Raw genomic sequence first — 25,829 nt, forward strand, 5'->3', positions numbered from 1 at the left:
AGAGGCCGGTGCGACCGGGCCGGCCTGCGGGACGGGTGCCCGCCGGGCGGCGCACGTCCGGCGGGCACCGGCACCCCTGCCCCTGCGGCGCGGGACTCTGCCCCCGCACGGCCCGTAGGGACCTTCCCGCCGGCTCCCCAGCCGAGCAGGCTGGCCAGCGTCCGCCGACCTGGCAGAGGAGCTTGCATGCCGACGTACCTGTCCCCGGGCGTGTACGTGGAGGAGGTGCAGAGCGGTTCGCGTCCCATCGAGGGCGTCGGGACCGCCGTCACCGCCTTCCTGGGATTCGCCGAGAAGGGGCCCTTCCACGCGCCGACCCTGGTCACCAACTGGAGCCAGTACGTCCAGCTCTTCGGCGGGATGGTCGAGGGCGCCTACCTGGCGCACGCGGTGTACGGGTACTTCGCCAACGGCGGGGGCGTCTGCTACGTGGTGCGGATCGGCGACCCGTCGACCGGCCGGACGGCCGGCGGCCGGGGCGGGCAGAAGGCGCTGCCCGCCGGGGAACCGTCGGCGCTCGGCACGTTCCGGGTGGCCGCCCTCCCCGCCGGCGCAGGCGAGGTCAGCGTGGAGGTCGCCGACGTCGAGGGCGAGGGGGCCGGCGAGGACCGGTTCCGGCTCGTCGTGCGCCGGGACGGCCAGGTGGCCGAGGAGTACGACGGCTCGTTCCGGCGCAACAGCAAGACCTCGGTGGTCAGCCAGGTCCGCGAGCGGTCCAAGCTGATCAGCATGGAGGAGGTCGGCCCGGCCAACGCGCTGGCCCGGCCCGCCAACCAGACCGTCACCCTGGCCCCGGCCGCCGCACCCGGCGACGCCGTGCCGGCCGCCCTCACCGCGGGCGAGTTCGCCGGGGACGTCGACTCCCGCACCGGCCTGGCCGGCCTGGAGGCCATCGACGAGATCACCATGGTCGCCGCGCCGGACCTGATGGGGGCGTACCAGCAGGGGGTCGTCGACCTGGAGGCGGTCAAGGCCGCCCAGCTCGCCCTGATCTCGCACTGCGAGCAGATGGGCGACCGGATGGCCCTGCTCGACCCGCCGCCGGAGTTGACCGCCCAGCAGGTGCGCGCCTGGCGGCAGGACGAGGCCGGCTACGACTCCCGGTACGCGGCCCTCTACTACCCCTGGGTGAAGGTGTTCGACCCGAGCACCGGCCGGGCCGTGTTCCTGCCGCCGAGCGGGCACCTCGCCGGCCTCTGGTCCCGCAACGACACCGAGCGGGGCGTGCACAAGGCCCCCGCCAACGAGGTGGTCCGGGGCGTGGTCGACCTGCAGAACAACGTCACCAAGGGCGAGCAGGACCTGCTCAACCCGATCGGAGTCAACTGCATCCGGGCGTTCCCCGGGCGCGGCGTCCGGGTCTGGGGCGCGCGCACCCTCTCCTCCGACCCGGCGTGGCGCTACATCAACGTCCGGCGGCTGTTCAACTACGTCGAGGAGTCCATCCTCCTCGGCACCCAGTGGGTGGTGTTCGAGCCGAACGACCAGCGGCTGTGGGGCACGATCCGGCGCAACATCACGGCTTTCCTCACCGAGGAGTGGCGGCGGGGCGCGCTGTTCGGGGCGACGGCCGCGGAGGCCTTCTACGTCAAGTGCGACCAGGAGACCAACCCCCCGGAGGTGATCGACCGGGGCCAGGTGGTGTGCGAGATCGGCATCTGCCCGGTCAAGCCCGCCGAGTTCGTCGTCTTCCGGCTGGCGCAGTTCTCCGACAGCACCAGCCTGGTCAGCGACTGACCGAACAAACCCTGACGAAAGGCGGCCACGATGGCCAGTGGTGACACCCTTATCGTGCACAGCTTCCAGGTGGAGCTGGGCGGCATCCAGGTGGAGCTGGTGCAGGAGGTCAGCGGCCTGACCGTCGAGCTGGACTCGATCGAGGTCAAGTCGGTGACCGCCACCGGCGAGCTGATCATCCGGAAGATCCCGGGGGCCCGGAAGGCCGGCGAGGTCACCATCACCCGGGGGCTCGACAAGAGCAGCGCCTTCACCGACTGGATCAAGGAGACGTTCCTGAAGGGCGCGGTGGAGGCGGCCCGGCAGAACATCAGCATCATCCTCAACAACGCCGACAAGTCCGAGACGCGACGCTTCGACCTGTCCAACGCGTGGGTGAGCAAGTGGGAGGGGCCGGGGCTGAAGGCCGGCGACCCGACTGCGGCGACCGAGAAGGTCACCGTGGTCTACGAGGAGATCAGCGCGCAATGAGACGCCGTGGTGTCTCGGCCGGGGGCCTCGACACCCTCGTCGACCCGGCCGGCGGCCCGGAGGAGGCCGCCTCGCCGGTGGTCGCGCCGGTCGCGCCCGTCCGGCTCCAGACGGAGTTCACCTTCCAACTTCCCCGGGGGTACGTCGACGAGGACGGCACCGTGCACCGGGACGGCAGCATGCGGCTGGCCACCGCCCGCGACGAGCTGGCGCCCCTGGTGGACCTGCGGGTCAAGCAGAACCCGGCGTACCTGTCGATCGTCCTGCTCAGCCTGGTGATCACCCGGCTGGGCACGATCACCCAGGTCCGGGCGGAGGTCGTCGAGCGGCTCTTCGCCTCCGACCTGGCCTTCCTGCAGGACCTGTACCGGCGGATCAACGCCGAGGGGCACACCCTCGCCGAGGTCACCTGCCCGGCGTGCGAGTCGGTCTTCGAGGTGGACCTGGCCGGTGGTCGCCCGGGGGAATCGTGACGTACGGGGCCGACCGGCTCCACGAGGAGGTCTCGTACGTCGCCTACCACTTCCACTGGCCGCGCACCGAGATCCTCGCCCTCACCCACGCCGAGCGGGCCCGGTACGTCGCGGAGATCGCCCGCATCAACACCAGGATGAACGAAGGTCAGTGAGGCGCGATGGGGCTACGCGACAGGATGCGGCGGCTGGCCGCCGGCACCCGCGCCCGGGTGGCCGGCACCGTCGGTGACGCCCGCCCGTCCCCCACCCCGGCCGGGCCGGCGGGCCCGCCGCCCGGCGACACGGGCAGCGTCCCCACGGATGCCGGCGACCCCGGCTGGCGGGCGCTGCCGCCGCTGATGCGGGCGGTGTCCACGGGTCCGCTCCAGGTTGCCGACCTGCCCCGGTTCACCGACCGGCTGGCCACCTACCGCGACCCGACCCTGCGCACGCCGCTCGACCACCTGGTCAGCGACCAGGGACCGCTCGGGGTCGTCCACGACCTGGCCCGGCCCCGCCCGGCCCGACCGGACGCCGGCCGGGGGCCGGCTCCACAGTTGCCCGCCGTCCAGCGGAGGGGCGCCGGTCTCCCCGCCGGCGACCGGGGGGCGGGCTACCCGGCCGCCGATCCGGCCACCGGCGGCACGCCGGCCGTGCCGACGCCGGTCCCGCCCCTGGCTACGGCACCGCCCCCGACGTCGGCCCCGGCCTCGACGTCAGCTCCGGCCCCGGAGCCGGCGGGGGTTGCGGCACCGGCGGGTGCCTCGGGCCTGCCCATGGTGGCGGCCCCGAAGCCGGCCGGGGCAGGGACAGGGCCAGGGGCAATGGTCACCGCGCCGATACCGGGCCCGGTCCGCAGACTGGCCGGTACGCCGCTACCGGCCCATCGGCCGGCCACGGTCCAGCGGGCCACGCCGCCCGCGACGGCGGCGGCCGTCCCCCCTCCGACGGGCCGCCCCCCGACGGCCGCCGATCCGCGCCCCGCCGGGCCCGTCGCTCCGACCGGCGGCCGGACCCGCACCGTTCCGGCCGCCCCCAGCCCCGCCCCCACCGACGCCGCCCACTCCACCGGCGCCCATCTCACCGGCTCCCCGCCCAGCGGTGCCACCGGCAGCATGCCGCCCGGCCGACCGGACGCCACGGCTCCGCCCGCCGGGCCCGACGGCGGATCCCCACCGGGTGCTCCGGATGGCGGGCCGGTCGCACCGGTCGTCCACAGTGGATCAGCGCAGGGGCGCGGCGGGCCACCGCCGATGCGCCCCGCCCGGCTCGGCCTCGGCGACCCGCTGCCCGCGCTGCCCGGGACCGCCCGACCCGGCGCGGCCGGGCGACCGGCTGCACCGGGACCCTCCATCGGCACGACCGTTGGCGACCTGGCGGGCCGGGGGCCGTCCGGCCACCCGCCGACGGTGCAGCGCGCCCCGGCCGGTCGGGAGCCGGCCGGGACGAGCACCGGCCCGGGCCCACGACCGGGGGTCGACCCGCGCCGGTCGACCGGTCCCGGGTCGACCGATCCCGGTGAGCGCCGTCCCGGACGCGCCGGCCTGGGGCCGCCGCTGCCCGCCGACGCCCCGCCCCCGGTCGTGCGCCCGGCCCCGCCCACCAGCCACGACGCGCTCCCGAGCGACGCCGCCCGAGGCGGGTCCTCCCGGCCCGGCACACCATCGGCCGTCGCCCCCGCAGGCGGTGCCGACCGGCCGGCCCCCGCGCCGCCGCGTCCCGCCCCGACGGGCGACACCCCTCGGCCCGCTCGCCCGGCCCCGGCCGGCGCACCGGCCACCCGGGCGGAAGGAACCCGGCCGTCGCCGGGCACGCCGGACGACCCCCACCGCGCCACCGGCGGCGACCGGCACCGGGCGATGCCCGTGCCGGCACGCGTACCGGTCCGGCCCCCGGTCGGCGGCGCGTCGGGCGGTGCCGCCGGCACCCCGTCGCGGCCGGTGGTGCAGCGGCTCCGGTGGCGGCCGGCGGACCTGCCCGGGACCGCAGGCGGTCCCCCGGCGGTGGTCGCCCCGTCCGGTGACGCCGGCCCGGACCCGGCCGCCCGCGCGGTGCCACCGCCCGCCCCGGTGCCGCAGGGCGTGCCGTCAGCCGGCGTCGTCCCGCAGGGAGCACCGCCGCCCGCACCGGTCCGACCCCGCGACGCGCCGCCCGCCCGGATACCGCACGACGCGCCGCCCGCCCCCGACGCGCAGGGCGCGCCGTCCACTTCCGCAGCGCAGGGCGTGCCGGCTACTTCCGTCGGGCCGGGCGCGCCGCCCGCCTCCGGCACACAGGGCGCGTCGCCCGATCCGACCGGTCCGCGCCGGGTTCCGCTGCTGACCGGACGCGGGCTGCCCCTGCTGACCGGGGCGCCGGCACTGGCCGGCGCGGTCCCGGCCGGTGCACGGACCGGGGTGCCCGTGACCTGGCGGACACGGGGCGCGGCCAGCCCCGAACCGGCCTCCGCCGGGCTGTCCGGCGGGGCGGGACCCTCGTCCGGCAGGGCGGGAACGTCGTCGGGCAGGGCGGGAACGTCGTCGGGCGGCCCGACCGCCGTCCAGCGGGCCCCCCGGGTCGGCGCGGGCAGCACGCCCCGTCCGGCGGCCACGGCCGGGACCGGCCCCGACGGCCGGACCTGGCAGGGCGAGCACGGCAGGCAGGGCGGGCACGGCAGCAGGCGGGGCGGGCAGGGCGGGCAGGGCTCGCAGGGCGGGCAGGCGGAGGGTGGGCCGGGCACCGGGCGGGGCTCGGCTCCCGTGCTCCTCCTCGCCGGGGCGGCCACCCCGGCACCGCACGCGTCGCCGGGCACGTCGCGTCGGCAGGCCGGCTTCGCGGGCGTACCGCTGCCGACGCGGCGGGCGGCGGGCCCGGTGGCGGCCGGCGGACCGGACGGCACCACGGGCCCGGCGCGGCGGACGAGCACGGCGACGGGCGTCGCCAGCGGCACCCCGGCGGCCGTCCAACGGGCCACGGCCCGGCCGGACGCGACGAGCGGCACCGGCACGACGAGCGGCGCCGGCGCCCGGCCGGGCGGCGGCGGGCCGGCGCGGCGCGCCGCCCCACCGGCGGCCGTCCAGCGGCGGGAAAGCGCCGTGACCACCGGCACCACCCCTGAGCGGGACCCGGGGCCGGACCCCGAGACCCTGCTGCGGGGCTTGGACCGGCGGCACCTGGACGCCCTGGCCCACCGCCTGGTCGAACCGGTCAGCCGGCTGGTCCGGGCCGACCTGCGGGCCGCCCGGGAACGGACCGGCCGGTGGCGGGACGGCACCCGATGAGCCGGCGCACCGATCAGCACGAGAGGGGAGACGGCGATGGCCGGTGACGACCCGGGGACCAGCGTCCACTTCCGGCTCCAGATCGACGGCATCGATTTGGGCGACTGGAGCGGCTGCGACGGGCTCGGCTGCGAGGTCGAGCTGGAGCAGTACCAGGAGGGCGGCAACAACGAGTTCGTCTGGCAGTTGCCGTCGCGGCTGCGCTACTCCAACGTCACCCTGACCCGCCCGCTGACCAGGGACACCGCCAAGGTCTCCAGCTATCTCGCGCAACTGCCCAGCGGGGTGCGCCGGGGCACCGCGCAGATCGCCGCGCTCCGGCCCGACCTGGCGATGCTGGTGCAGTGGGGACTGGCCGACGTGGTCCTGGTGCGGTGGTCCGGGCCGTCGTTCGACCCGAACCGCTCGGAGGTGGCCACCGAGAGCATCGAGCTGGCGTACCACGGCTTCCTGGAGGTCGGCGGATGAGATCACGGGCCGGGAAGGTGGCGGCGCACCTGCAGCGGTACCAGCCGCCCGCCTCGGGCGGGAACCAGCCGGGCGGTGCCCTCGGCGGGCCGATCACCTTCATGTTCAACCCGCAGCAGCTCGCGCTGACCAAGTCGGCGAGCTGGATCCCGCACGTCGTACGCGGGGCGGCGGACGTCGGGGTCGCCGAGTTCAGCGGGTCCGGGCCCCGGACGCTGACCCTGGAGGTCTTCCTCGACGCCACGGACACCCACTCTCGCACCGTCCAGGACCGGGTCGACGCCCTGCTCACCTGCTGCGTGCCGACCAAGGCGAGCATCGCGGCGAAGGCACCGTCCCCGCCGTGGGTGAAGTTCGCCTGGGGGCAGTTCCAGACGGTGTCGTTCTACTCGTACGTCAGCCAGGTCAACGCCACCTACAGCCTGTTCGACCCGGACGGCACCCCGCTGCGGGCGACCTGCTCGCTGACGCTCAACGAGGTCAGCGGCTCCACCCCGGGGCAGAACCCGACGTCGGGCAGCCGCACCGCCCGCCGGGTGCACCGGCTGGTCGCCGGGGACTCCCTGGAGCTGCTGGCCCACCGCGAGTACGGGGACCCGACCGCGTGGCGGGTCATCGCGGAGGCCAACGACATCGACGACCCGGTGCGGCTGCGCCCCGGCCGCCAACTCCTGCTGCCCGCGCCGGAGGAACTGCGTACCGGGGAGGGCTTCGATGTCCAGCGGTGACCACACCAACAACCTGGTGGTGGGCCTGCCCGGCGCGCTGCCCCGGGCCTGGGCCGACCGGCTGGTGTCGGCGGTGGTGGAGGACAGCACGAACCTGGCCGCCACGGCGACCCTGCGCTTCCGCGACCAGCAGAGCCGGTTCCTGCGGGACAACGGGGTGACCATCGGCACGGACGTGACCGTCCGGGTCCGCACCGGCCGCGACGCCGCCCCGCTGCCGCTGTTCGCCGGTGAGGTGGTGACGCTGGAGTCGGAGTACGACGGGGTGGGCACCTTCACCACCGTCCGGGCGCTGGACCTGTCGCACCGGCTGATGCGGGGGCAGCGGGTGCGCAGCTTCGTCAACCGCAAGGCCTCCGACATCGCCCGGGAGGTCGCCGCCGCCGCCGGGATCCCGGTGGGCCGGATCGACCCCACCCCCACCGTGTACGAGACGGTCACCCAGCCGAACGTCAACGACTGGGAGTTCCTCAAGATGCTCGCGGTCGACAACGACGCCGAGGTGGTGGTGGTCGACGGCCGGTTCTTCTTCCGCCGGTCGGTGCGGGCCGCCGCCGCGCCGGGCGCGGGGGTCACCGCCGAGCAGAGCCCGTTCGTGGTGGAGATGAACGAGAACCTGCTGTCGGTGCGCTCCACCGTCACCTCCGTGGGTCAGGTGGCCGGGGTGACGGTGCGCGGCTGGGACGTGCGGGCGAAGCGGCCGGTGAGTACGGAGGTCGCCACCGACGCCAGCGACGAGGTGCAGATCGGCACCACCCCGGCGAAGGCGGCCCAGCCGTTCGGCGCGGCCCGGCTCTGCGTGGCGGACGTGCCCTACCGGACGGTGGCCGAGACGCGGGCGGTTGCCGGGGCGGTGGCGGCCGACGTGACGGCGGCGTTCGCGGAGCTGGAGGTGGGGATCCGGGGCAACCCCCGGCTGCGGGCCGGGGTGCCGCTGTCGTTGCAGCAGGTGGGCGCCCCGTTCGAGGGGAAGTACACGATCACGGCGAGCCGGCACCTCTTCGGCCCCGCCCAGCTCTACGAGACGTGGCTGACGGTCAGCGGCCGGCAGGACCGGTCGACGTGGGGCCTGGCCACGGGGGCCGCCGCGCCCGCGCGGGCCACCCGGATCCCGGGGCTGGCCGTCGCGATCGTCACCAACACCAAGGCCGACGTGGACCGCCGGCACCCCGAGCGCGTCGGCCAGGGCTGGGTGCGGCTGCGCTTCCCGTGGCTGACGGACGCGCCGGACTACGAGACGGACTGGGTGCGTACGGTGCAGCTCGGCGGCGTCGGCGGGGGCGGGGTGTTCTGCCCGGAGGTCAACGACGAGGTCCTCGTGGGCTTCGAGCAGGGGCTGCTGGACCGCCCGTACGTCATCGGCGGGCTCTACAACGGGGTGGACAAGCCGTCGGTGCACGAGGGCGCGCTGGTGGACGCCTCGTCGGGGCGGATCAACCGGCGCTCGTTGGCCTCGCGTCGCGGGGACCGGATCGAGTTCCTGGAGTCGGCGCTGCCCGCGGGGCCCCGTGGGATCCGGCTGACCACGGCCCGGGACCGGCTGACCGTGCACCTCGACGACCGGCGTACGGCCGTGGTGGTGCACAGCGACGGCAGCGTCGAGATCGAGGCCCGGCAGCAGGTCACGGTGAAGGGGCGGGGGATCACCCTCGATGCCGGGGCGGGCGAGCTGACCCTGAGGGGCCGGTCGGTCAGCGTCGACGGCGGCACCCAGGTCGACATCCAGGCACCACTCGTGAAGCTCAACTGACCGGAGGGACGCTCATGCCGCCGGCCGCGCGCATCGGTGACAAGATCAGCCACCTGGCCACCGGGGTCACCCCGGGGCTGCCCACGGGGACCATCGGGCCGCCGGGCGGGCAGGCCCTGCCGCCGGGCACGCCCGGCGCCCCGCTGCTCGGGGTGTCCAGCGTGCTCATCGGCGGCAAACCGGCCGCCGTGGTCGGCACGGTCTGCGTCTGCGAGAAGCCGCCGCAGCACGCCGTGCTGCTGCTGACCAACCGGATCGTGCCGGCGGTGCCGCCGCCGCTGCGCCGGGTGCTGATCGGCGGGCACCAGGCGGCGCGGCGCGGCGACGCCACCACCTGCAAGGCCGTGGTGAGCACCGGGGCGACGACCGTGCTGATCGGCGGGTGAGGCGGCGGTGGCCGAGCAGTTCATCGGGGCGGGCTGGGCGTTCCCGCTGCGCACCGACGCCACCGGCGGCATCGCCCTGGTGGACCGGGAGCGGGAGATCGTCGAGGCGATCGGGCTCATCCTCGGCACCGCGCCGGGCGAGCGGCCGATGCGGCCGGAGTTCGGCTGCGGGGTGCACGACTACGTCTTCGCCCCGGCCGACGAGAACACCGCCGGGCGGATCGCCTTCGAGGTGCGCCGGGCGCTCGACCGGTGGGAGCCCCGCATCGACGTCACCGACGTGGTGATCAACTTCGATGCCGGGGACGCCGGGGTGCTCTACATCGACGTCCGCTACTCGATCCGGGGCACCAACGACCCGCGCAACCTGGTCTTCCCGTTCTACGTCATCCCCTCCCACGAGGAGAGCGCCCTCTCGCGCGGGGGAAGCAACCACGAGGAAAGCGCCGCCTGATGCCGCTGCCCGCGCCCAACCTGGACGACCGCCGCTTCCAGCAGCTCGTCGACGAGGCGAAACGCTTCATCCAGCAGCGCTGCCCGGAGTGGAGCGACCACAACGTCTCCGACCCCGGGGTGACCCTGGTCGAGACGTTCGCCCACATGGTCGACCAGCTGCTCTACCGGCTCAACCGGGTGCCGGAGAAGAACTACCTGGCGTTCCTCGACCTGATCGGGGTGCGGCCGTTCCCGCCTACGGCCGCGCGGGGCGACGTCACGTTCTGGCTGTCCGGCCCGCAGACCCAGCCGGTGCTGCTGCGCGCCGGCACCGAGGTCGGCACCGAACGCACCCAGACCGACGAGGCCGTCGTGTTCACCACCACGGCGGACCTGGCGGTGGTGCCCTGCGAGCTGACCCGGCTGCGCAGCCACCCCGCCGAGGGCCCGCCGGCGGACCGGACCGAGGAGCTGCTCGACGGCCGGGACGTGTCCTGCTTCCCCGCCGTCCCGTCGGTGGGCGACGCCATGCTCGTCGGCCTCTCCGCCGCCGTGCCGTCCTGCGCGGTGCTGCTGCAGATGGACAGCCGGGTGGAGGGCGTCGGCGTCGACCCGCGCCAGCCGCCGCTGGTGTGGGAGGCGTGGACGGGTGAGCGCTGGTCGCCGTGCGACATCGACCACGACGACACCGGCGGGCTGAACCGGCCCGGCGAGGTGGTGCTGCACATGCCCGCCACCCACGTCACCTCCGTGGTGGCCGGGCAGCGGGCCGGCTGGCTGCGGTGCCGGCTGGTGGCGGCCCGCCCCGGCCAGCCGTTCTATGCCGCCTCGCCGACGGTGCGTTCCGTGGAGGCGGCCACGATCGGCGGCACGGTCGGCGCCGTGCACGCCGAGACGGTCCTCGGCGAGCAGGTCGGCGAGGCGGAGGGAGTGCCCGGCCAGCGGCTGACGGTGGCCCGGCCGCCCATCGTCCCCGACGAGCACCCGCTGGTGGTGGAGAGCAGCGACGGCACGGGGTGGCTGGAGTGGACGGAGGTGGAGACGTTCGGCGGCTCCGGGCCGGGCGACCGGCACATCGTCGTCGACCGCACCGCCGGGGAGATCCTGTTCGGTCCGGCCGTCCGGCAGCCCGACGGCACCCTGCGCCGCTACGGTGCCGTGCCGACGGCCGGTTCCCGGATCCGGGTGCGGCGCTACCGCACCGGGGGCGGGCACAGCGGCAACGTCGCCCGGGGCGCCCTGGCCGTGCTGCGCAGCTCGATGCCGTACGTGTCGCGGGTGGAGAACCGGGCTCCCGCCACCGGCGGCGTCGACGGGGAGACCGTCGCGGAGGCCCGGCTGCGCGGGCCGGTGCAGCTGCGGGCCCAGGACCGGGCGGTCACCGCCCGCGACTACGAGCTGCTGGCAAGGCAGGCCTGCCCGGCCGCCGCCCGGGTCCGGTGCCTGCCCGCCGGTGACGGCAGCGCGGCCGGCGGCGTACGCCTGCTGGTGGTGCCGGAGGCCGTCGCCGACGAGGAGGGCCGCCTCCACTTCGAGGACCTCGTCCCCCCGGACGGGATGCTCGCCACCATCGCCGAACACCTGGACGCCCGCCGCCCGATCGGGGCGCGGCTGGTCGTGGAGCCGCCGTTCTATCAGGGCGTCACGGTCGTCGCCCGGCTCGTCCCCCGCCCCGACACCGCCGTCGCCCAGCTGCGGGCCGAGGCGACGGCCACCCTCTACCGCTATCTCGACCCCGTGCACGGCGGGCCGGAGGGGACCGGTTGGCCGTTCGGGCGGCAGGTGCACTCCGGCGAGGTGTTCGGGGTGCTGCAACGGCTGCCGGGGGTCGAGGTCGTCGAGGAAGTACGCATGTTCCCCGCCGACCCGCTGACGGGCCGCCGGGGCGAGCAGGTGACCCGGATCGAGCTGGACCGGCACGCCCTCGTCTTCTCCCACCAGCACCAGGTCCGCGTCGACGAGCACCGGTCGGGTGCCTGAACAGGAGGGGGCTCGCATGCGCGCCGCCGTCGAGGGGCTGGCCACGCCCGATCCGCTGGGTCGGCGGCTGCCCGCCGTCTACGCCGCCGACGACCTGGCCCAGCGCCTGACCGGCGCGTACGACCAGGTGATCGCGCCGGTGCACGCCACCCTGGACAGCCTGTGGGCGTACTTCGACCCGGCGCTGGCCCCGCCCGACTTCGTGGACTGGCTGGGCGGCTGGGTCGCCGCCGGTGGCCCGCCCGACGGGGCCGGCGACGACCGGCGGCGGGTGGTCGCCGGTGCGGTCGGCCGGCACCGCGTACGCGGCACGGCCGCCGCGCTCGCTGAGGAGGTGCGGCTGGCCACGGGGATCGCTGCGGAGATCGTCGAGAGCGGCGGCACCGCCTGGTCGGCCACCCCCGGCGGCGCGCTGCCCGGGTCGCCCGAGCCGGCCCTGACGGTGCGGATCCGCGTCGCCGAGCCGGGCCCGGCGCTCGCGGCGCGGCTGCGGGCGGTCATCGAGGCGAACCGGCCGGCGCACGTGCCGTACACGGTGGAGGTGCTGCTGCCCGACGGCGGACCGGCGACGGGCGGGGCGCGGTGAGGACCTGCGACAACTGCGGTGCCGAGGTTTCCCCCGGCGACGGGTTCTGCGGCAACTGCGGTGCGTTCCTCGCCTGGAACGACCCCACGCCGCCGCCCGCCACGGCGGCCACAGTCCACGACGCCACGGCCGAGCCCGCCGCGGCCGTCGAGGACACCGCCGCCGAGCCGGTCGCGGACGCCGGGGACACCGCCGCGCGGCGGGCCGCCGCGCTCGTCGTACCGGTGCGCCCCGCCGACGACGACGGCCCCGGCGGGCCGCCCGACCCGGTGCCCGCGTCGGCCCCCGCCGAGCCGCCGCCCGCCGCCGACCAGCCCCGCGCGGTGCAGCCGGGGCTGCCCGTGGCCCCCGCGCCGGTGGTCCGCGACTTCGCCGGGGACACCGCCGGCGCGCCGGGCGACGTGGTCTGCCCGGCCTGCGGCACCGGCAACCCGGCGGGCCGGTCGTTCTGCCGCCGCTGCGGCGGGCCGCTGGCCGCGCCGACGGGCCCGGCGGGAGCCGTGCCGTGGTGGCGTCGCCTGCGCTGGCCCCGGCGGCGACCCGGCCGGGGCGGGCTGCGCCGGCTGCTCGCGGTGCTGGTCGTCCTGGCCCTGCTCGCCGCGGCGGTCTGGGCGGCGGTCCGGTTCGGTCCCCGGGCCGTCGACGCGGTGCGGGACCGGACGGCGACGCCCGAGGCCGTCCTGCCCAGCGCCGTGGTGGCCTCCAGCGAGGCGCGCGGGCACCCCGCCCGGTCCGTCGTGGACGGGCTGAACAACCGCTACTGGGCGCCCGCCGCCGACCGGCCCGCCACCGGCCAGTACGTGGAGCTGACCTTCGACCCGCCGATCCGGCTGATGGACCTGATCGTGCACACCGGGGCGTCGCCGCAGCAGGACGCCTTCGTCCGGCAGGCGCGACCGGCCGAGCTGACGATGACCCTGTGGACCGGGGACGGCCCGAGCAGCGCCCGGCAGCTGCGGCTGACCGACCGGCCGGGGCCGCAGACCTTCCACCACGTGGTGGGCGGGGTGACCCGGCTCCGGTTGACGATCGACGCCAGCTACGGCGCGCAGCGGGGGCGGGAGGTGGCGCTGGCCGAGGTGGAGGTGTTCAGGCGGCCGTGACGTGCACGGGCCGGGCGGCCGACGGGTGGGTCACGCCCAGCGAGCGCAGCACCCGCTCGTACGTCTGCTGGCTGCGCCGGGACGCGGCCACGTCGCCGGCCCGCCGCTGCGCGGCCACGAGCAGCCGCCAGCCGTCGTCGTGGTAGCCGTCCAGCTCCAGCGCCCGCCGGGCGGCCAGCACCGCCGCCCGCGCCCGCCCTCGGTCCAGTTCCACCCGGGCGAGCAGCGCCGCCGCCTCCGTCGCTCGCGCCCGGTACCGTTCCCGGTCGGCGACCACCCATTCGGCGGTCCCGTCCTCGGGCAGCAGGTCACCGCCGTAGTGGTCGAGGGCGCCGCGCAGCGCCCCGGTGACCGCGGTGGCGTCGCCGGTCGGCCCGGCGTGCCGGGCGACGGCCAGCGCCGCCTCGAAGGCCAGCACGTCGCTGCCGCCGCCCGGCCCCGGGTCCAGCAAATACGACGACCCGTCCCGGACGACGAACCGGGACGCGCCCCGGGCCACCCCGGGCTCCAGGAAGGTGCGCAGCGTCGACACGCTCACGTGCAAATTGTTGACGGCGGCCCGTTCCGGCAGCTCCGGCCAGAGCGCCGCCATGATCCGTTCCCGGTGCACGGGCCGACCGGCCTCGGCCGCCAGGTAGCGCATCAGGGCCCGGACCCGGGGCCGGACGCCCGACCAGGCCACCGGGACGCCGTCCAGTTCCAGCCGGAATCCGCCGAAGCACCGCAGCCACAGGCGGGGGTGTTCTGCCGCAACGATCGGGCGATCCCTCGAAATCATGTGATCTGTCTCCCTTGCCGCCACGGCGACGCCGACCGCGCGCCGGCACGCGCCGGACGCCGACACCGGGCCGCGCGGGGCGACGACGCCGGGGCGGCCCAGGCGCGACGGCCGGTGCTGGGGAGGTGGCGACGTCGACGCCGCGGGGGACAGTGTGCGCGGCGCGCGGGGGACATGGACAGCCGTCATTTTGGGGACTTCTCCGGCATCTACCATCGGTAGCGCTCGGTACACGCTGGAGTTCGGGCACCCCTCCTTCCCGGGAGCAACCTGATGCCGACCGTCGATCCACCCGACGCCGGCCCCGCGCCGGTCGTCGTCCGGTGGGACCGCCTGACCGGCGAACGCTGGCCGGAGCTGGCCACGCTCACCGCCGACGGGCTGGTGCTGCTCGTGCTGCCCCGCGCCACCACGGTCGACCCGCTGGCGTTGCTCGCCGCCGGGGCCCGGGCCGTCCTGCGCGACGGCGACGGCATCGACGAGCTGGAGCTGGCCCGGTCGGCGGTGCTCACCGGCGGGTCGTACCTGTCGCGGAGCGTGGCGGCGCTGGTCGGCGGCCGACCGGACGGCGGCGGCCGGGCGTCGCCGGGCGGGCCGGAGGTGTCGCTGGGCCCCCGCGAGGTGGAGACCCTGCGGTGCATCGCGCAGGGCCTCACCCACCGGCAGGTCGCCCACCGCCTCGGGGTGACGGAGCAGACCGTCAACACGTACGCCAAGCGGCTGCGCCGCAAGCTCGGGGCGGCCAACAAGGCGGAGCTGACCCGGCGGGCGGTGGAACTCGGCTATTTGTCGGTGTGAACCCGTTCTTGCCGGTCATCTTGCCTCGCCCCACCAACCGCACCGTAGTTGACTGCTCACCGAGGGGTGGGGCGATGTTCGACGTGTGTGTGGTGGTGGCCGAGCCGTTGGCCCGGCGCGGGGTGCGCCAGCTCATCGACGGCAACGACCGGGTGCGGAGCCTGTGCACCGTCGACGCGGTGGGCGAGGTGGCGGCCGGGACGGTGGCGGTCGTGGTCCTGGTCGACCCGCCACCGCAGGTGCTCCGCTGGTCGTGCGCCCGGCATCCGACGCTGGTGATGGTGCCGGAGTCCGCGGAGGGCGCGACGCTGGACGCCATCCGGGCCGGCGCCCGCTCGGTGGTGACCACCGCGACCGAGCGGGTCCACCTGTGGACGGCCCTCGACGTGGTCGCGGCCGGCGGGTTCTACCTGTGCCCGACGCTGTCGGCGCGGCTCCGGGCCTGCGCGACCGGCCCGGAGGCGGGGCGGCCGGCGGCCGGCGGAGGTCGGGCCCCGGCCTGCGCGCCGGGGCCCGGCCCCGGCCGCGACCGGGCGCGCTTCCGGCCGCCCGGCCGCCCCGCGCTCGCCCCCCGGGAGGCGGCGACGCTGACGCTGATCGCCCAGGGGCTGACGCACGCCCAGGCCGCGCGCCGGCTGGGCATCTCCGAGGCGACGGTGAACACCTACCTCACCCGGATCAGGTCCAAGCTGGACGTCGGGAACAAGGCGGAGCTGACCCGCGAGGCGATCACCCTCGGCCTGGTGCGGCGGCGGTCGGGGGGCACCGACCCGGTCACCTGAGGGAGCCGGGCCCGCCGGCCCCCGGGCTGGCTGCTGGTCGTGTCGCCGCGCCCCGACCCCGCAGGTGGGCGGCCAGCCGCCCCCGGGCCGCCTCCCGGTCCCCGGCCACCTCGTCACCGGCGAACCGCTCGGCGGCGAACAGCGCCAGCAGCGTGTGCAGGACGTACCGGCCGGTCGCCGCGCCGGTGCCGAGCAGTCCCGCGTCGACCAGCCTGTCGAGCCGGTCCTCGGCGACCGGCACCGGCTCGCCGGACAGCGCCGCGACCACCGGCGCGGTGTACTCCGGCAGCGGGGCCGCGCCCAGCAGCCGGAACGTGCGCCGGACGGACGGGTCGAGTAGCCGGTACGACCGTTCGAACGCCCCCCGCACCTGGATGTCGCCGGCCCGCAGCAGGTCGAGCCGGCGCTGCTCGTCGCGGAGCCGCTCGACGAAGCACCGCGCGCTCCACTCGGGCCGGACCGCGAGTCGGTTCGCGGCCGCCCGGACGGCGAGCGGCAGCCCGCCGCAGAGCCGGCCCAGCTCCGCCGCCGCCGGGTCGTCGGCGGCGATCCGCCCGCCACCCACCGACGCGGCGAGCAGGGTGCGCGTCTCGGCGTCGGACAGCACGCCCAGCGGCATCCGGTCCGCCCCGACCAGCCCGGCCAGGGCGTTGCGGCTGGACACCAGCACCAGCCAGCCCGGCCCGCCCGGCAGCAGGGGCCGCACCTGCGCCTCGTCGCGCGCGTCGTCCAGCACCAGCAGCCCGCGACGGTCGGCCGCGAGGGTGCGCCACAGGGTCAGCCGGGCGTCCGTGGCGGGCGGTGGGGCCGTCACGCCGAGGGCGGTCAGCAGTTGGTCGAGGGCCTGCGCCGGGGTCGTCGGCTCGTCGTCCAGGCCCCGCAGGTCCACGTGCAGGGGGCCGCCCGGGAAGCGGCGCGCCAGCTCGTGTGCGGCGTGCACCACCAGGCTGGACTTGCCGACCCCGGGCGCGCCGCTGACGACCACGACCCGGCTGACGCCGGACCGTCCGGCCGCCTCGGCCGCGCCGGCCAGCCGGCGCAGTTCCCCGGCCCGGCCGGCGAAGTCGGCCAGGTCACCGGGGAGGGAGCCCGCCCCGTCGTCCCACCCGCCCCCACGGGCCGCGGTGAGCAACCGGGACCGGTCCGGCTCGGAGAGGCTGAGGCGGTCGGCCAGTTCCTGCACGGTGCGGCGCTGCGGCCGGGCCACGCGGCCGAGCTCCAGGTTCCGCACCGTACGCACGGCGACGCCCGCGAGGTCGGCCAGCTCCTCCTGGGTCAGGCCGGCGTCCGTGCGGTGTCGCCGCAGCAGGGCCCCCAGCCGGCCGTTCATCCCGACGCCACCGAGACGCCGACCCCATCCGTGAACGTCACCCCACGGATAGTTACAGAAACCGAGGGCCGGTGCCCAACCCCGGTCCCGCCCGACGGGGTCACGGGGCGTCGACGGTCCTGCGGCGCTCGGCCCGGAAACGCGACGGGGTCACCGCGTAGTGGGTGAGGAACGCCTGGCGCAGCGACTCGGTGGAGCCGAAGCCGCACCGTTGGGCCACCGCCGCGAGCGGCAGCGCGGTCGACGTCAGCAGGTGCGCGGCGGCCTCGGTGCGCGCCCGCCGCACGTACTGGGCGGGGGTCGACCCGGCGTGGGCGTGGAAGAGCCGGGAGAGCTGCCGCTCGCTGACCCCGGCGAGCCGGGCCAGGGCGGCGGTGCCGAGGTCGTCGGCCAGGTGGGTGGCGATGTGGCTGCGGGCCCGGCGCACCACGAGGTCGTCGGTCGAGCAGCGGGCCAGGAACATGCTCAGTTGCGCCTGGGCGCCGGGGCGTTGCAGGTAGGTGACCACGCCCAGCGCGACACCCCGCGCCAGGGCCATGCCGTGGTCCTCCTCGACGAAGGCGAGGGTGAGGTCGAGGGCGCTGGTGACGCCGCCGGAGGTGGCGACGTTGCCGTCGCGGATGTAGATCGGCTCCGGGTCGACGGTGACGTCGGGATAGCTGCGGGCGAGCTGGTCGGCGTACATCCAGTGGCTGGTGGCCCGGCGGTTGGCGAGCAGGCCGGCCTCGGCGAGCACGGTCGCCCCGGTGCACACCGACGCGACCCGGCGGGCCAGCGCCGCCAGCCGGCGCACGTGGCCGGTCACCAGCGGGTTGGCGGCGGCCCGCGTGTGGCCCAGGCCGCCGGAGACGACCAGCGTGTCGACGGGGCCCGTGCACCGCTCCAGCGTCTCCTGGGCGCAGAGTCGCAGGCCGGAGTCGCAGGTGATGGGCTGCCCGCCGGGCGTGGCCAGCACGATCCGGTACGGCGGGTCCGCGCCGATGCGGTTGGCGATGTCCAGGCTGGAGCTGACGCAGGCGATGTCGATCAGCTCCGCGCCCTCGTAGCCGACGATCAGGACCGTTCTCTCCCCCATCGCCCCACCGTACGAGACGACCGGAAAAGATCGATCGCGACTTATAGTGTGGCCATGGCGTGGCAACCGGTGATGGCGATCGACGAGGCGCGGGCGTGGCTCGCCGAGATCCTGTCCGGCACCGACCGGCTCCGGGTGGAGGCGATCGACGGCGGCCGGGTGGTCTGCGCCGCCGGCCCCGACGGGCTCGAACGCCGCATCGACGGGGCGCTGTCCGGGCCGGCCATGTTCTGGGCGATCGACCTGGCCGGCTTCGTCGCGGTGAACGTGCTGGTCGGGCCGGCGCCCGCGATGGCGCTGGCCAACAGCAGCATCAGCTTCCTGGAGCCGGCCGAGCCCGGCGTGCTGCGGGTCGCCGCCGAGGTGGTCAACATCGCCAGCCGCTCGGCGGTCGTGGACGCGCGGGCCACGGACCACCGTGGCCGCCTGGTCGCCATGGCCACGCTGCACTTCGCGCTGCCGTCGCGGGCCGCCCGCGCGGCCACGCTCGCCGCCCAGGCCGGGGCGGAGAGGGCTCAGGCCGGGGCGGAGAGGTAGGTGCCGCGCTGCCACGGGTAGCCGGGCAGCGAGACGACCGCCCGGCCGGGCGGGGCCGGCACCGGCTCGTCCGCGCCGAGCGCCCGCACGGCCGGGTGCGCCTCGCCTGCGGCCAGGGCCGCCAGCGCCGCCGCCGCGCCGGCCGGCTCGGCCGCCTCGACCCACACCGCGTGCTTGAGCCGGGTGCGGCCGCCGGTGGCGGTCGACACGAACGCCGGGTAGTCCGCGTCGGGCACGGCGGCCAGGTGCGCCGCGTACCGGCCGGCCAGCTCGGCGAGCGCGCCCGGGGCGGCGGCCGACACGGGGAAGCCGCGCGGGGCGGGCACCGCTGCGGCCGGCTCGGGCGGCGGTGCCGGGGACAGCACCGCGAAGGCGTTGGTGCCGCTCATCCCGTACGAGCTCGTCGACGCGCACGGGCCCAGCCGGTCGTCCCAGGGCACCGCCGCCGCCGCGATCTCGATGCCGGTGCCCGCGAGGTCGACGCGCGGGTTGAGCGCCCGGTAGTTGGCCTGCGGGGCGATCGTGCGGTGGTGCAGGCACAGCACGGCCTTCACCAGCCCGAGCACCCCGGCGGCCGACTCGGTGTGGCCGACGTTGCCCTTCACCGAGCCCACGTACAGCGGGCGGCCGTCGCGGCGGCCGAGCGCGGCCACGACCGCCTCCAGCTCGGACGGGTCGCCCAGCGGGGTGCCGGTGCCGTGCGCCTCGTGGTAGCCGACGTCCCGCGCGGACACGCCGGCCGCCGCGAGGACGGTGTCGATGAGCCCCGCCTGGGCCGACACGTTCGGCGTCGTGAACGTCGCCGTACGCCCGTCGTGGTTGATGCCGGTGCCGCCGATCACCGCGAGGACGCGGTCGTGGTCCCGGCGGGCGTCGGCGAGCCGCTTGAGCACCAGCAGGCCGCAGCCCTCGCCCCGGACGAACCCGTTCGCATCGGCGTCGAACGGGCGGGAGCGGCCCTGCGGCGACAGCGCGCCGGTCTGCGCCACCGCCCGGGTGGTGCCCGGGGCGAGGACCAGGTTGACGCCGCCCGCGAGGGCGACGTCGCAGTCGCCGGCGGCCAGCGCCCGGCACGCGGTGTGCACGGACACCAGCGACGACGAGCAGGCCGTGTCCAGCGCGAACACCGGACCCCCCAACCCGAGGGTGTACGCGACCCGGCCGGCGGCGAACGCGTGGCCGTTGCCGATGGTCCAGTACGAGTTGGGGTCGCCGGAGAGCCACTGCCAGTAGTCCCGGCCGGTGATGCCGACGAACACGCCGGTGGACGCGGCGACGGCGGCGACGGGGATCGCCGCGTGCTCGAACGCCTCCCAGGCGACCTCCAGCAGCAGCCGGTGCTGCGGGTCGAGCACCCGGGCCTCCTTCGGCGCGATGCCGAAGAACTTCGGGTCGAAGTCGAACGCCGCGTCGAGGTATCCGCCCCGGGTGACCATGCCGTCCCACGCCGCGCCGAACGCGTCGCGCCGGTCGGCCGGCAGGTCGCCGGTGAGGTCGCGGGCGTGCAGGATGGCCGACCAGTACGCGTCGAGGTCGGCGATGCCGCCCGGCGCGCGGACGGCCATCCCGACCACCGCGATGGGTGCGCCCACTACAGGACCCGGTGCATCCAGCCGTGGGTGTCCTCGGCCCGGCCGTACTGGATGTCCAGCAGGTGGGTGCGGAACTGGCGGGTGTACTTGCCGGGGGTGCCGTCGCCGACCGGGGCGGAGAACTCCTCGCTCTTGAACCCGATGATCGGGGTGATCACGGCGGCGGTGCCGGCCGCGAACGCCTCCGTGACCGTGCCGTCGGCGAGCCCGTCGCGGATCTCGTCCATGCCGATCGACCGCTGCACCGGGTCGAGGCCGTGCTCGGCGGCGAGCGCCAGCACGCTGTCGCGGGTCACCCCGTCGAGGATGGTGCCGAGGCTCGGGGTGACGAGCTGCTGGTCGCGGGTCACGAAGAAGACGTTCATGGTGCCGGACTCGTCGATGTCGCGCCGCTGCTCGCCGCCCAGGTAGAGCACCTGCTCGCAGCCGTGCCCCAGCGCCTCGCGCTGCGGGGCGAGGCTCGCGGCGTAGTTGCCGCCGCACTTGGCCGCGCCGGTGCCGCCGATCGACGCCCGGCTGTACTTCGTGGAGATCCACAGGGTCACGCCGGTGACCCCGTTCGGGAAGTACGACCCGGCCGGGCAGGCGATCACGCAGTAGGTGACCTGCTGCGCCGGCCGCACGCCGAGGAACGCCTCCGCGGCGAACATGAACGGGCGCAGGTAGAGGCTCTGCTCCCCGCCGTACGGCGGCACCCACGCCTCGTCGGCGCGGACCAGCGCGGCGACGGACTCGACGAAGGTCTCCTCGTCCAGCTCGGGCAGGACCAGCCGGTCGGCGGACGCGGCGAACCGGCGCGCGTTGAGGCCGGGCCGGAACAGCCAGATGCTGCCGTCGGCGCGGCGGAACGCCTTGAGCCCTTCGAGGATCTCCTGGGCGTAGTGCAGGACGGCCGCCCCGGGGTGCAGGGTGAACGGGGCCAGCGCGGTGACCTGGTGGTCGTGCCAGCCCGCGTCCGGCGTCCACGTCACGGTGACCATGTGGTCGGTGAAGTGCCGGCCGAACCCGGGATCGGCGAGGATCTCCTCCCGCTGCTGCTGGGGAGTCGGGTGGTCGGTTCGCCTCAACCGGAACTCGGCGGTCATCTGGGCTCTCCTCGGGACGGTGGCTCGGTGAAGACGGCGACGCAGTTCTGCCCGCCGAAGCCGAAGGCGTTGGTGAGCGCGGCCCGCACCGGCATCTCCCTGGCCTGGTGCGGCACGTAGTCCAGGTCGCACTCCGGGTCCGGCTCGTGCAGGTTGATCGTGGGCGGCACGACCTGCTCGCGGATCGCCATGGCGCACACCATCGCGCCGAGCGCCCCGGCCGCGCCGATCAGGTGGCCGAGCATCGACTTGGGCGCGCTGACCGCCACCCGGTCGGCGGCGTCGCCGAGCGCGGCGCGGATCGCGACGGTCTCCGTGCGGTCGTTGGCCTTCGTCGAGGTGCCGTGGGCGCAGATGTAGTCGACGTCGTCGGGGCGCAGCCCGGAGCGGGCCACGGCCTGCCGGATCGCGGCGGCGGCGTGCACGCCGCCCGGGGCGGGGGCGCTCACGTGGAACGCGTCGCTGGTCAGCGCGCCACCGGCGAGGGTGGCGTAGGGGGTGGCCCCCCGGCGGCGGGCGTGCTCGGCCGACTCCAGGACCAGCACCACCGCGCCCTCGCCGAAGACGAAGCCGTCGCGGTCGGCGGAGAACGGCCGGCTGGCGCCCGCCGGGTCGGCGTTGCGCTCGGACATCGCGCCCATGCTCACCAGGCCGGCGAACATGGCCGGGGTGATCGCCGCGTCGGTGCCGCCGCAGACGACCACGTCCGCCTCGCCGCTGAGGATCAGGCGGCGGGCGTCGAGCAGCGCGTACGCGCCGCTGGCGCAGGCCAGGGCGCTGGCGTTGACCGGCCCGTGCGCGCCCAGGTCGATGGCGATCTCGCAGGCCGGCATGTTGGTCAGGGAGGACGGCACGAACTGGGCGCTGGGCGCGGACGGCACGGGCGCGAGGAGCCCCCGGGTGGCCGCCTCGACGGTGTCGAAGCCGGCGACGGCCGCGTTGACCACCACGCCCACCCGGTCGGCGTGGTCGGGGTCGACGGTCAGGCGCGCGTCGGCGACCGCCTCCCGCGCGGCGACGACCGCGAACTGGCTGAACCGCGCCATCCGGCGGGCCCGCTTCGGGGTGAAGTGCGCCGCCGGGTCGAAGCCCCGCACCTCGGCGGCGATGCGGGTGGGCAGGTCGGCGGCGTCGAACGCGGTGATCGCGCCGACGCCGGACTTGCCGGCCAGCAGGCCGTGCCAGGTGCTCTCCCGGTCGAGGCCGAGCGGCGTGACGGCGCCGATGCCGGTGATGACGACGTCGCCCCCTACCATCCCGCCACGGCCCCACTTCTCAGGCATCGAACGACCCACCGCAGACTATCAATCGCCGTGACCGCGCGGCAGGCGTCCGTGCGGCGGTCGCCGCTCCCGCCGACCGCTCCGCCGCGCATGCCGGCCGCCGCGCTGGTCGTCCCGGAGAGCCCGCCGGTCATGCCGGCCGCCCCGGGCCGCGCGCCGCGACGGGCACGCCCCGCCAGGCGTCGGGCCCGACCCCGGCGGGCGGGGCCGCCACGCAGGCGACGTACCCGTCGGGGGCGGCCACGCCCGTGCGGCCCGGCAGCAGGTCGAGCACGCGCCGGTGCAACTCCTCCGGTACGGCCGAGGCGTCGGCGACGTACGCCGTCAGCCCGGTGCCCGGCGCGGGCCCGGCGGCGAGGACGGCGACCTCGACGCCCCCGGCCGCCTCGCGGACCAGCTCCGCCACGTCGGCGGGGCGCACCCAGCCGGCGGGGGTACGCACCCAGTCCGCCCCCCGGACGGCGGGGGTGAGGCCGATCCGGCCGGGGATCTCGGCGACGCCGATCTCGTCGGCGACCGCGTCGCACAGCAGCGTCTCGATGCCCCGCACGATGGTCTCGCCGAGCCCGCCCGGCAGGTACGTCGTGTCCACCAGCAGGCCGAGGCGGCAGATCCCCTCCCCGGCGTTGCTGGCGGCGACCATGAACTTCATGTCGCTGCGGGGCAGGGGGTCCAGCCGCGTGTAGCGGGACCCGGCGCGCAGCTCGGCGAGCCGGTCCGGCCCCGGTTCCGGGCCGGTGACGGCCCAGTCGTTGCCCCGGTGCCCGTTGTTGAAGTAGGTGGACAGGTCGAACGACACGCCCCGCCGCCGGCCCACCTCCTCGACCACCGTCCGGACGGCGCGCGGGTCGCACTGCGCCCGGCGGTACGCGTCGAACGCGGGCCGGTGCGTCTGCCGGATGGCGGTGAGCAGGTCCACGTCGCGCGGGACGGTGAACGCCAGCAGCGCGTCCAGGGTGTTCAGCGCGATCAGGTCGCGGCTGCGCCGGTCGAGCCGGTTGCCCGTGATCAGCTTGAACACGGCGGTGTCGTGGCCGTTGTAGGCGGTCAGGACGAGCGTGGTGAGGCAGAGCAGCACGGTCGAGAACGACGTGCGGGTGCGCGCCGCGAGGGTGGCCGCCGCCGCGGCGACCGCCGCCGAGTCGAGCAGGTGCCGCTCGATGGGTTGGTCGCCGGTGGCCGCGCGCGGCAGGTCGAACATCGACGCAGGCGCGGCGGACAGGCCCTGTTCCCAGTGCCGCAGCCCGAGCCGGCTCTGCTGCTGGCCGGCGGGTGAGCCCTCGAAGGCGGCCTGCTCCAGCGCCTGCGGCACGCCCTCACCGGCCGACGGCTGCGCACTGACGGGCGACGCCGGCTGCGGCACGGCGGCCGGCGGCGACGCCTGCTCCGGCTGCTCCGGCTGGTCCGGCTCGCCGGTGAGCCCGGCGAGCAGGAGGTCGACGATCGTGTGGAACGCCCAGCCGTCGAACGCCAGGTGCGACCCGACGAGCGCCACGGCGGTGACCCGGCCGTCCCCGTCGACGACGCAGCCGACCCGCAGCGGCCACTCGGCCTCGTGGTCGAACGCGGTCTCCGCCAACCGCCCGGCCAGCTCCTCCGCGACGCGCGCCGGGTCGTCGTGCCCGTCGGCCACCACGACGTCGTACGCCCCCGAGGCGTGGACCTCCTGGCGGGGCTGGCCCGACCGGGCCACGTACCGGGTCCGCAGCGTCTGGTGCGCCTCGACCAGGCCCCGCAGGGCCGCGAGCAGCCGGGCCTGCCCGACGGGTTCGGCGAGCACGAGGGGCTGGCCGATGTTGAACTGGTTCGCCTCCTTGCCGAACCACTGCATCGCGTCCCACATCACGCTCTGCGCCCAGGTCAGCGGCCCGGACGCGGCCTCGCCGACGGCGAACGGCAGGTCGCGCACGGCCGGGTCCGGCGGGCCGCCGGTGGTCGCGTCACGCACGGTGCCCCCCGTTCACCGGCCCGGCGGCCGGGCGACCGCCCTTCGGGGTGAGGCGCAGCGGCAGGTGGTCGAGCCCCCGGAACGCCGGGCTGGGGATCTTGACCAGCTCGCCGATCAGCTCGATGTCGTCGGTGCGTTCGATGAGCAGGCGCAGGAACGTCGCCGCCTGGAGGCGGGCCAGGTGCATGCCGACGCAGGTGTGGATGCCCGCCCCGAAGCCCAGGTGCCCGTCGGTGCGGCGGTCGATCCGGTAGGCGTTGGGGTCGGGGAACTTGCGCGGGTCGCGGTTGGCCGCCGCGAACGACAGCTCGACCCGGGCGTCCCTCGGGATGGTGGTGTTGCCGACGACGACGTCGGTCGTCGCGGTGCGGAAGACGTTCTGCACGGGCGGGTAGAAGCGGGCCGTCTCCTCGATCGTCGCCGGGATCAGGTCGGGCCGGCTGCGCACCAGGCGGAACTGGTCGGGGTGGTTGAGCAGGGCGTCCAGCATGTTGCCCAGGAAGTGCGTCATGGTCTCCTGGCCGCCGACGAGCAGGGTGAGGCAGAGCCAGAGGATCTCGTTCTCGGTCACCCCGCCCTTCTCGGCGGCGGCGAACAGCTTCGACACCACGTCGCTGCGGGGCGGCTGCGCCCGGCGCTCCTCCAGCAGCCCACCGAGGAAGGTGGACAGGCCGGCGACGGAGGAGAGCGCGGACTTGGCGGCCCGCAGCCGCAGCGCGTTCTCGTCGGGGTCGTCCGGGGCGTCCTCGCCGACCTTCGCGTTGGCGATGAAGCTCTCCAGCACCCCGGCGGTCAGCTTCAGCTTGGCGAGGTTGTCGCTGGGCACCCCGACGATCGTGGTGACGACCTTGACGGGCAGCAGGATGATCGCCTGCTGGACGAGGTCGATGTCGCCGGTGGCGACGGCCTCGTCGAGCAGCTCGCCGCAGACCTGCTCGATGAACGGCCGCCAGAACTGCACGCCACGGGGCGAGAAGTCGTGCCGGATCAGCCCGCGCATCCGGGTGTGGTCGGGCTGGTCGAGCCCGAACAGCACGGGCAGCGTGGACCGGTGGTAGGCGATCCCCTCGGCCGAGGAGAGGCCGCCGTGGTCCTTCGCCGCCGCGCGGACGTGGTCGTACCGGATGACCAGCCACATGTCGCGGTCGGCCAGGTACAGCGGCTCCTCGTGGCGCAGCAGCTCCGCGTACGCGGGGTAGGGGTTGTCCATGGCGCTCGGTGAGAAGGGGTCGAACTCTGCGGTGTGCGTTGCGCTGGTCACT

Annotated in this window: 24 protein-coding genes; 16 read left to right on the plus strand and 8 right to left on the minus strand. The window is 76.2% G+C overall.

Features of this window, described 5'->3' with window-relative positions; genetic code table 11:
- Nucleotides 1–186: 186 nt before the first annotated feature.
- The 13 genes from GA0070558_RS28710 to GA0070558_RS28765 are packed head-to-tail and all read left to right on the plus strand — an operon-like array spanning nucleotide 187 to nucleotide 13,359.
- The gene (locus GA0070558_RS28710; RefSeq protein ID WP_091285491.1) at nucleotides 187–1,737 is read left to right on the plus strand and encodes a phage tail sheath family protein; all 1,551 of its coding nucleotides are present in this window, start codon (nucleotides 187–189) and stop codon (nucleotides 1,735–1,737) included.
- 30 nt (nucleotides 1,738–1,767) lie between these two features.
- Nucleotides 1,768–2,208 carry a phage tail protein gene (locus GA0070558_RS28715; RefSeq protein WP_043960741.1) on the plus strand — a complete coding sequence of 147 codons (441 nt, stop codon included), beginning with the start codon at nucleotides 1,768–1,770 and terminating at the stop codon, nucleotides 2,206–2,208.
- Nucleotides 2,205–2,681 carry a hypothetical protein gene (locus GA0070558_RS28720; protein WP_043960742.1) on the plus strand — a complete coding sequence of 159 codons (477 nt, stop codon included), beginning with the start codon at nucleotides 2,205–2,207 and terminating at the stop codon, nucleotides 2,679–2,681. Before GA0070558_RS28715 ends, GA0070558_RS28720 begins: the two co-directional genes overlap by 4 nt.
- Entirely contained in the window at nucleotides 2,678–2,836 is a 159-nt protein-coding gene (locus GA0070558_RS33640; RefSeq protein WP_176734419.1) for a DUF6760 family protein, read from the plus strand. The genes GA0070558_RS28720 and GA0070558_RS33640 overlap by 4 nt, the downstream gene beginning before the upstream one ends.
- A gap of 6 nt (nucleotides 2,837–2,842) precedes the next feature.
- Nucleotides 2,843–5,923, plus strand: a complete 3,081-nt coding sequence (locus GA0070558_RS28725; protein WP_141722353.1) for a hypothetical protein — start codon at nucleotides 2,843–2,845, stop codon at nucleotides 5,921–5,923.
- A gap of 36 nt (nucleotides 5,924–5,959) precedes the next feature.
- On the plus strand, nucleotides 5,960–6,391 hold the full coding sequence (locus GA0070558_RS28730; protein ID WP_077935092.1) for a phage tail protein: 432 nt from the start codon (nucleotides 5,960–5,962) through the stop codon (nucleotides 6,389–6,391).
- Entirely contained in the window at nucleotides 6,388–7,119 is a 732-nt protein-coding gene (locus GA0070558_RS28735; protein WP_091285495.1) for a CIS tube protein, read from the plus strand. The genes GA0070558_RS28730 and GA0070558_RS28735 overlap by 4 nt, the downstream gene beginning before the upstream one ends.
- Complete coding sequence (locus GA0070558_RS28740) at nucleotides 7,106–8,869, plus strand: VgrG-related protein (RefSeq protein ID WP_091285498.1); 1,764 nt, start codon at nucleotides 7,106–7,108, stop codon at nucleotides 8,867–8,869. The genes GA0070558_RS28735 and GA0070558_RS28740 overlap by 14 nt, the downstream gene beginning before the upstream one ends.
- A gap of 14 nt (nucleotides 8,870–8,883) precedes the next feature.
- Complete coding sequence (locus GA0070558_RS28745) at nucleotides 8,884–9,255, plus strand: PAAR domain-containing protein (RefSeq protein ID WP_091285500.1); 372 nt, start codon at nucleotides 8,884–8,886, stop codon at nucleotides 9,253–9,255.
- A gap of 7 nt (nucleotides 9,256–9,262) precedes the next feature.
- A complete protein-coding gene (locus tag GA0070558_RS28750) occupies nucleotides 9,263–9,709 on the plus strand; it encodes a GPW/gp25 family protein (protein WP_091285503.1) in 447 nt (148 codons plus the stop codon).
- Entirely contained in the window at nucleotides 9,709–11,670 is a 1,962-nt protein-coding gene (locus GA0070558_RS28755; RefSeq protein ID WP_091285506.1) for a putative baseplate assembly protein, read from the plus strand. The genes GA0070558_RS28750 and GA0070558_RS28755 overlap by 1 nt, the downstream gene beginning before the upstream one ends.
- A 16-nt stretch (nucleotides 11,671–11,686) precedes the next feature.
- Nucleotides 11,687–12,256, plus strand: coding sequence for a phage tail protein (locus GA0070558_RS28760; RefSeq protein WP_091285509.1), 570 nt, complete (start codon nucleotides 11,687–11,689; stop codon nucleotides 12,254–12,256).
- Complete coding sequence (locus GA0070558_RS28765) at nucleotides 12,253–13,359, plus strand: zinc ribbon domain-containing protein (RefSeq protein WP_091285511.1); 1,107 nt, start codon at nucleotides 12,253–12,255, stop codon at nucleotides 13,357–13,359. Before GA0070558_RS28760 ends, GA0070558_RS28765 begins: the two co-directional genes overlap by 4 nt.
- Here the strand turns inward: GA0070558_RS28765 and GA0070558_RS28770 are convergent.
- Nucleotides 13,346–14,137 carry an AfsR/SARP family transcriptional regulator gene (locus GA0070558_RS28770; protein WP_176734420.1) on the minus strand — a complete coding sequence of 264 codons (792 nt, stop codon included), beginning with the start codon at nucleotides 14,135–14,137 and terminating at the stop codon, nucleotides 13,346–13,348. The two genes, GA0070558_RS28765 and GA0070558_RS28770, sit on opposite strands and share 14 nt — an antisense overlap.
- Before the next feature lie 273 nt (nucleotides 14,138–14,410).
- Here GA0070558_RS28770 and GA0070558_RS28775 point away from each other — a divergent pair, with 273 nt between their 5' ends.
- Entirely contained in the window at nucleotides 14,411–14,935 is a 525-nt protein-coding gene (locus GA0070558_RS28775) for a helix-turn-helix transcriptional regulator (protein ID WP_091285517.1), read from the plus strand.
- A 74-nt stretch (nucleotides 14,936–15,009) separates the two neighbouring features.
- The gene (locus tag GA0070558_RS28780) at nucleotides 15,010–15,717 is read left to right on the plus strand and encodes a helix-turn-helix transcriptional regulator (protein WP_091285520.1); all 708 of its coding nucleotides are present in this window, start codon (nucleotides 15,010–15,012) and stop codon (nucleotides 15,715–15,717) included.
- On the opposite strand, the gene GA0070558_RS28785 is transcribed toward GA0070558_RS28780, so the two are convergent.
- Nucleotides 15,710–17,047: a helix-turn-helix domain-containing protein gene (locus tag GA0070558_RS28785; protein WP_091285523.1), complete on the minus strand. Its 1,338-nt coding sequence runs from the start codon at nucleotides 17,045–17,047 to the stop codon at nucleotides 15,710–15,712. The two genes, GA0070558_RS28780 and GA0070558_RS28785, sit on opposite strands and share 8 nt — an antisense overlap.
- A gap of 100 nt (nucleotides 17,048–17,147) precedes the next feature.
- Entirely contained in the window at nucleotides 17,148–18,122 is a 975-nt protein-coding gene (locus GA0070558_RS28790; RefSeq protein WP_091285526.1) for a GlxA family transcriptional regulator, read from the minus strand.
- A 54-nt stretch (nucleotides 18,123–18,176) separates the two neighbouring features.
- On the opposite strand from GA0070558_RS28790, the gene GA0070558_RS28795 reads away from it, so the two are divergent.
- Nucleotides 18,177–18,659: a PaaI family thioesterase gene (locus GA0070558_RS28795; RefSeq protein ID WP_077935103.1), complete on the plus strand. Its 483-nt coding sequence runs from the start codon at nucleotides 18,177–18,179 to the stop codon at nucleotides 18,657–18,659.
- Here the strand turns inward: GA0070558_RS28795 and GA0070558_RS28800 are convergent.
- The 5 genes from GA0070558_RS28800 to GA0070558_RS28820 form a co-directional block, all read right to left on the minus strand.
- A complete protein-coding gene (locus GA0070558_RS28800; RefSeq protein ID WP_256092178.1) occupies nucleotides 18,638–20,251 on the minus strand; it encodes a beta-ketoacyl [acyl carrier protein] synthase domain-containing protein in 1,614 nt (537 codons plus the stop codon). The two genes, GA0070558_RS28795 and GA0070558_RS28800, sit on opposite strands and share 22 nt — an antisense overlap.
- Nucleotides 20,251–21,336, minus strand: coding sequence for a branched-chain amino acid aminotransferase (locus tag GA0070558_RS28805; protein ID WP_077935104.1), 1,086 nt, complete (start codon nucleotides 21,334–21,336; stop codon nucleotides 20,251–20,253). The genes GA0070558_RS28800 and GA0070558_RS28805 overlap by 1 nt, the downstream gene beginning before the upstream one ends.
- Nucleotides 21,333–22,619, minus strand: coding sequence for a beta-ketoacyl-ACP synthase II (fabF, locus tag GA0070558_RS28810; protein ID WP_229405825.1), 1,287 nt, complete (start codon nucleotides 22,617–22,619; stop codon nucleotides 21,333–21,335). The genes GA0070558_RS28805 and fabF overlap by 4 nt, the downstream gene beginning before the upstream one ends.
- A gap of 130 nt (nucleotides 22,620–22,749) precedes the next feature.
- Complete coding sequence (locus GA0070558_RS28815; protein ID WP_091285532.1) at nucleotides 22,750–24,567, minus strand: condensation domain-containing protein; 1,818 nt, start codon at nucleotides 24,565–24,567, stop codon at nucleotides 22,750–22,752.
- Entirely contained in the window at nucleotides 24,560–25,828 is a 1,269-nt protein-coding gene (locus tag GA0070558_RS28820; RefSeq protein WP_141722354.1) for a cytochrome P450, read from the minus strand. The genes GA0070558_RS28815 and GA0070558_RS28820 overlap by 8 nt, the downstream gene beginning before the upstream one ends.
- Nucleotide 25,829: the final 1 nt, after the last annotated feature.

It is taken from the genome of Micromonospora haikouensis, assembly GCF_900091595.1.
In the GTDB taxonomy this organism is placed as follows: domain Bacteria; phylum Actinomycetota; class Actinomycetes; order Mycobacteriales; family Micromonosporaceae; genus Micromonospora; species Micromonospora haikouensis.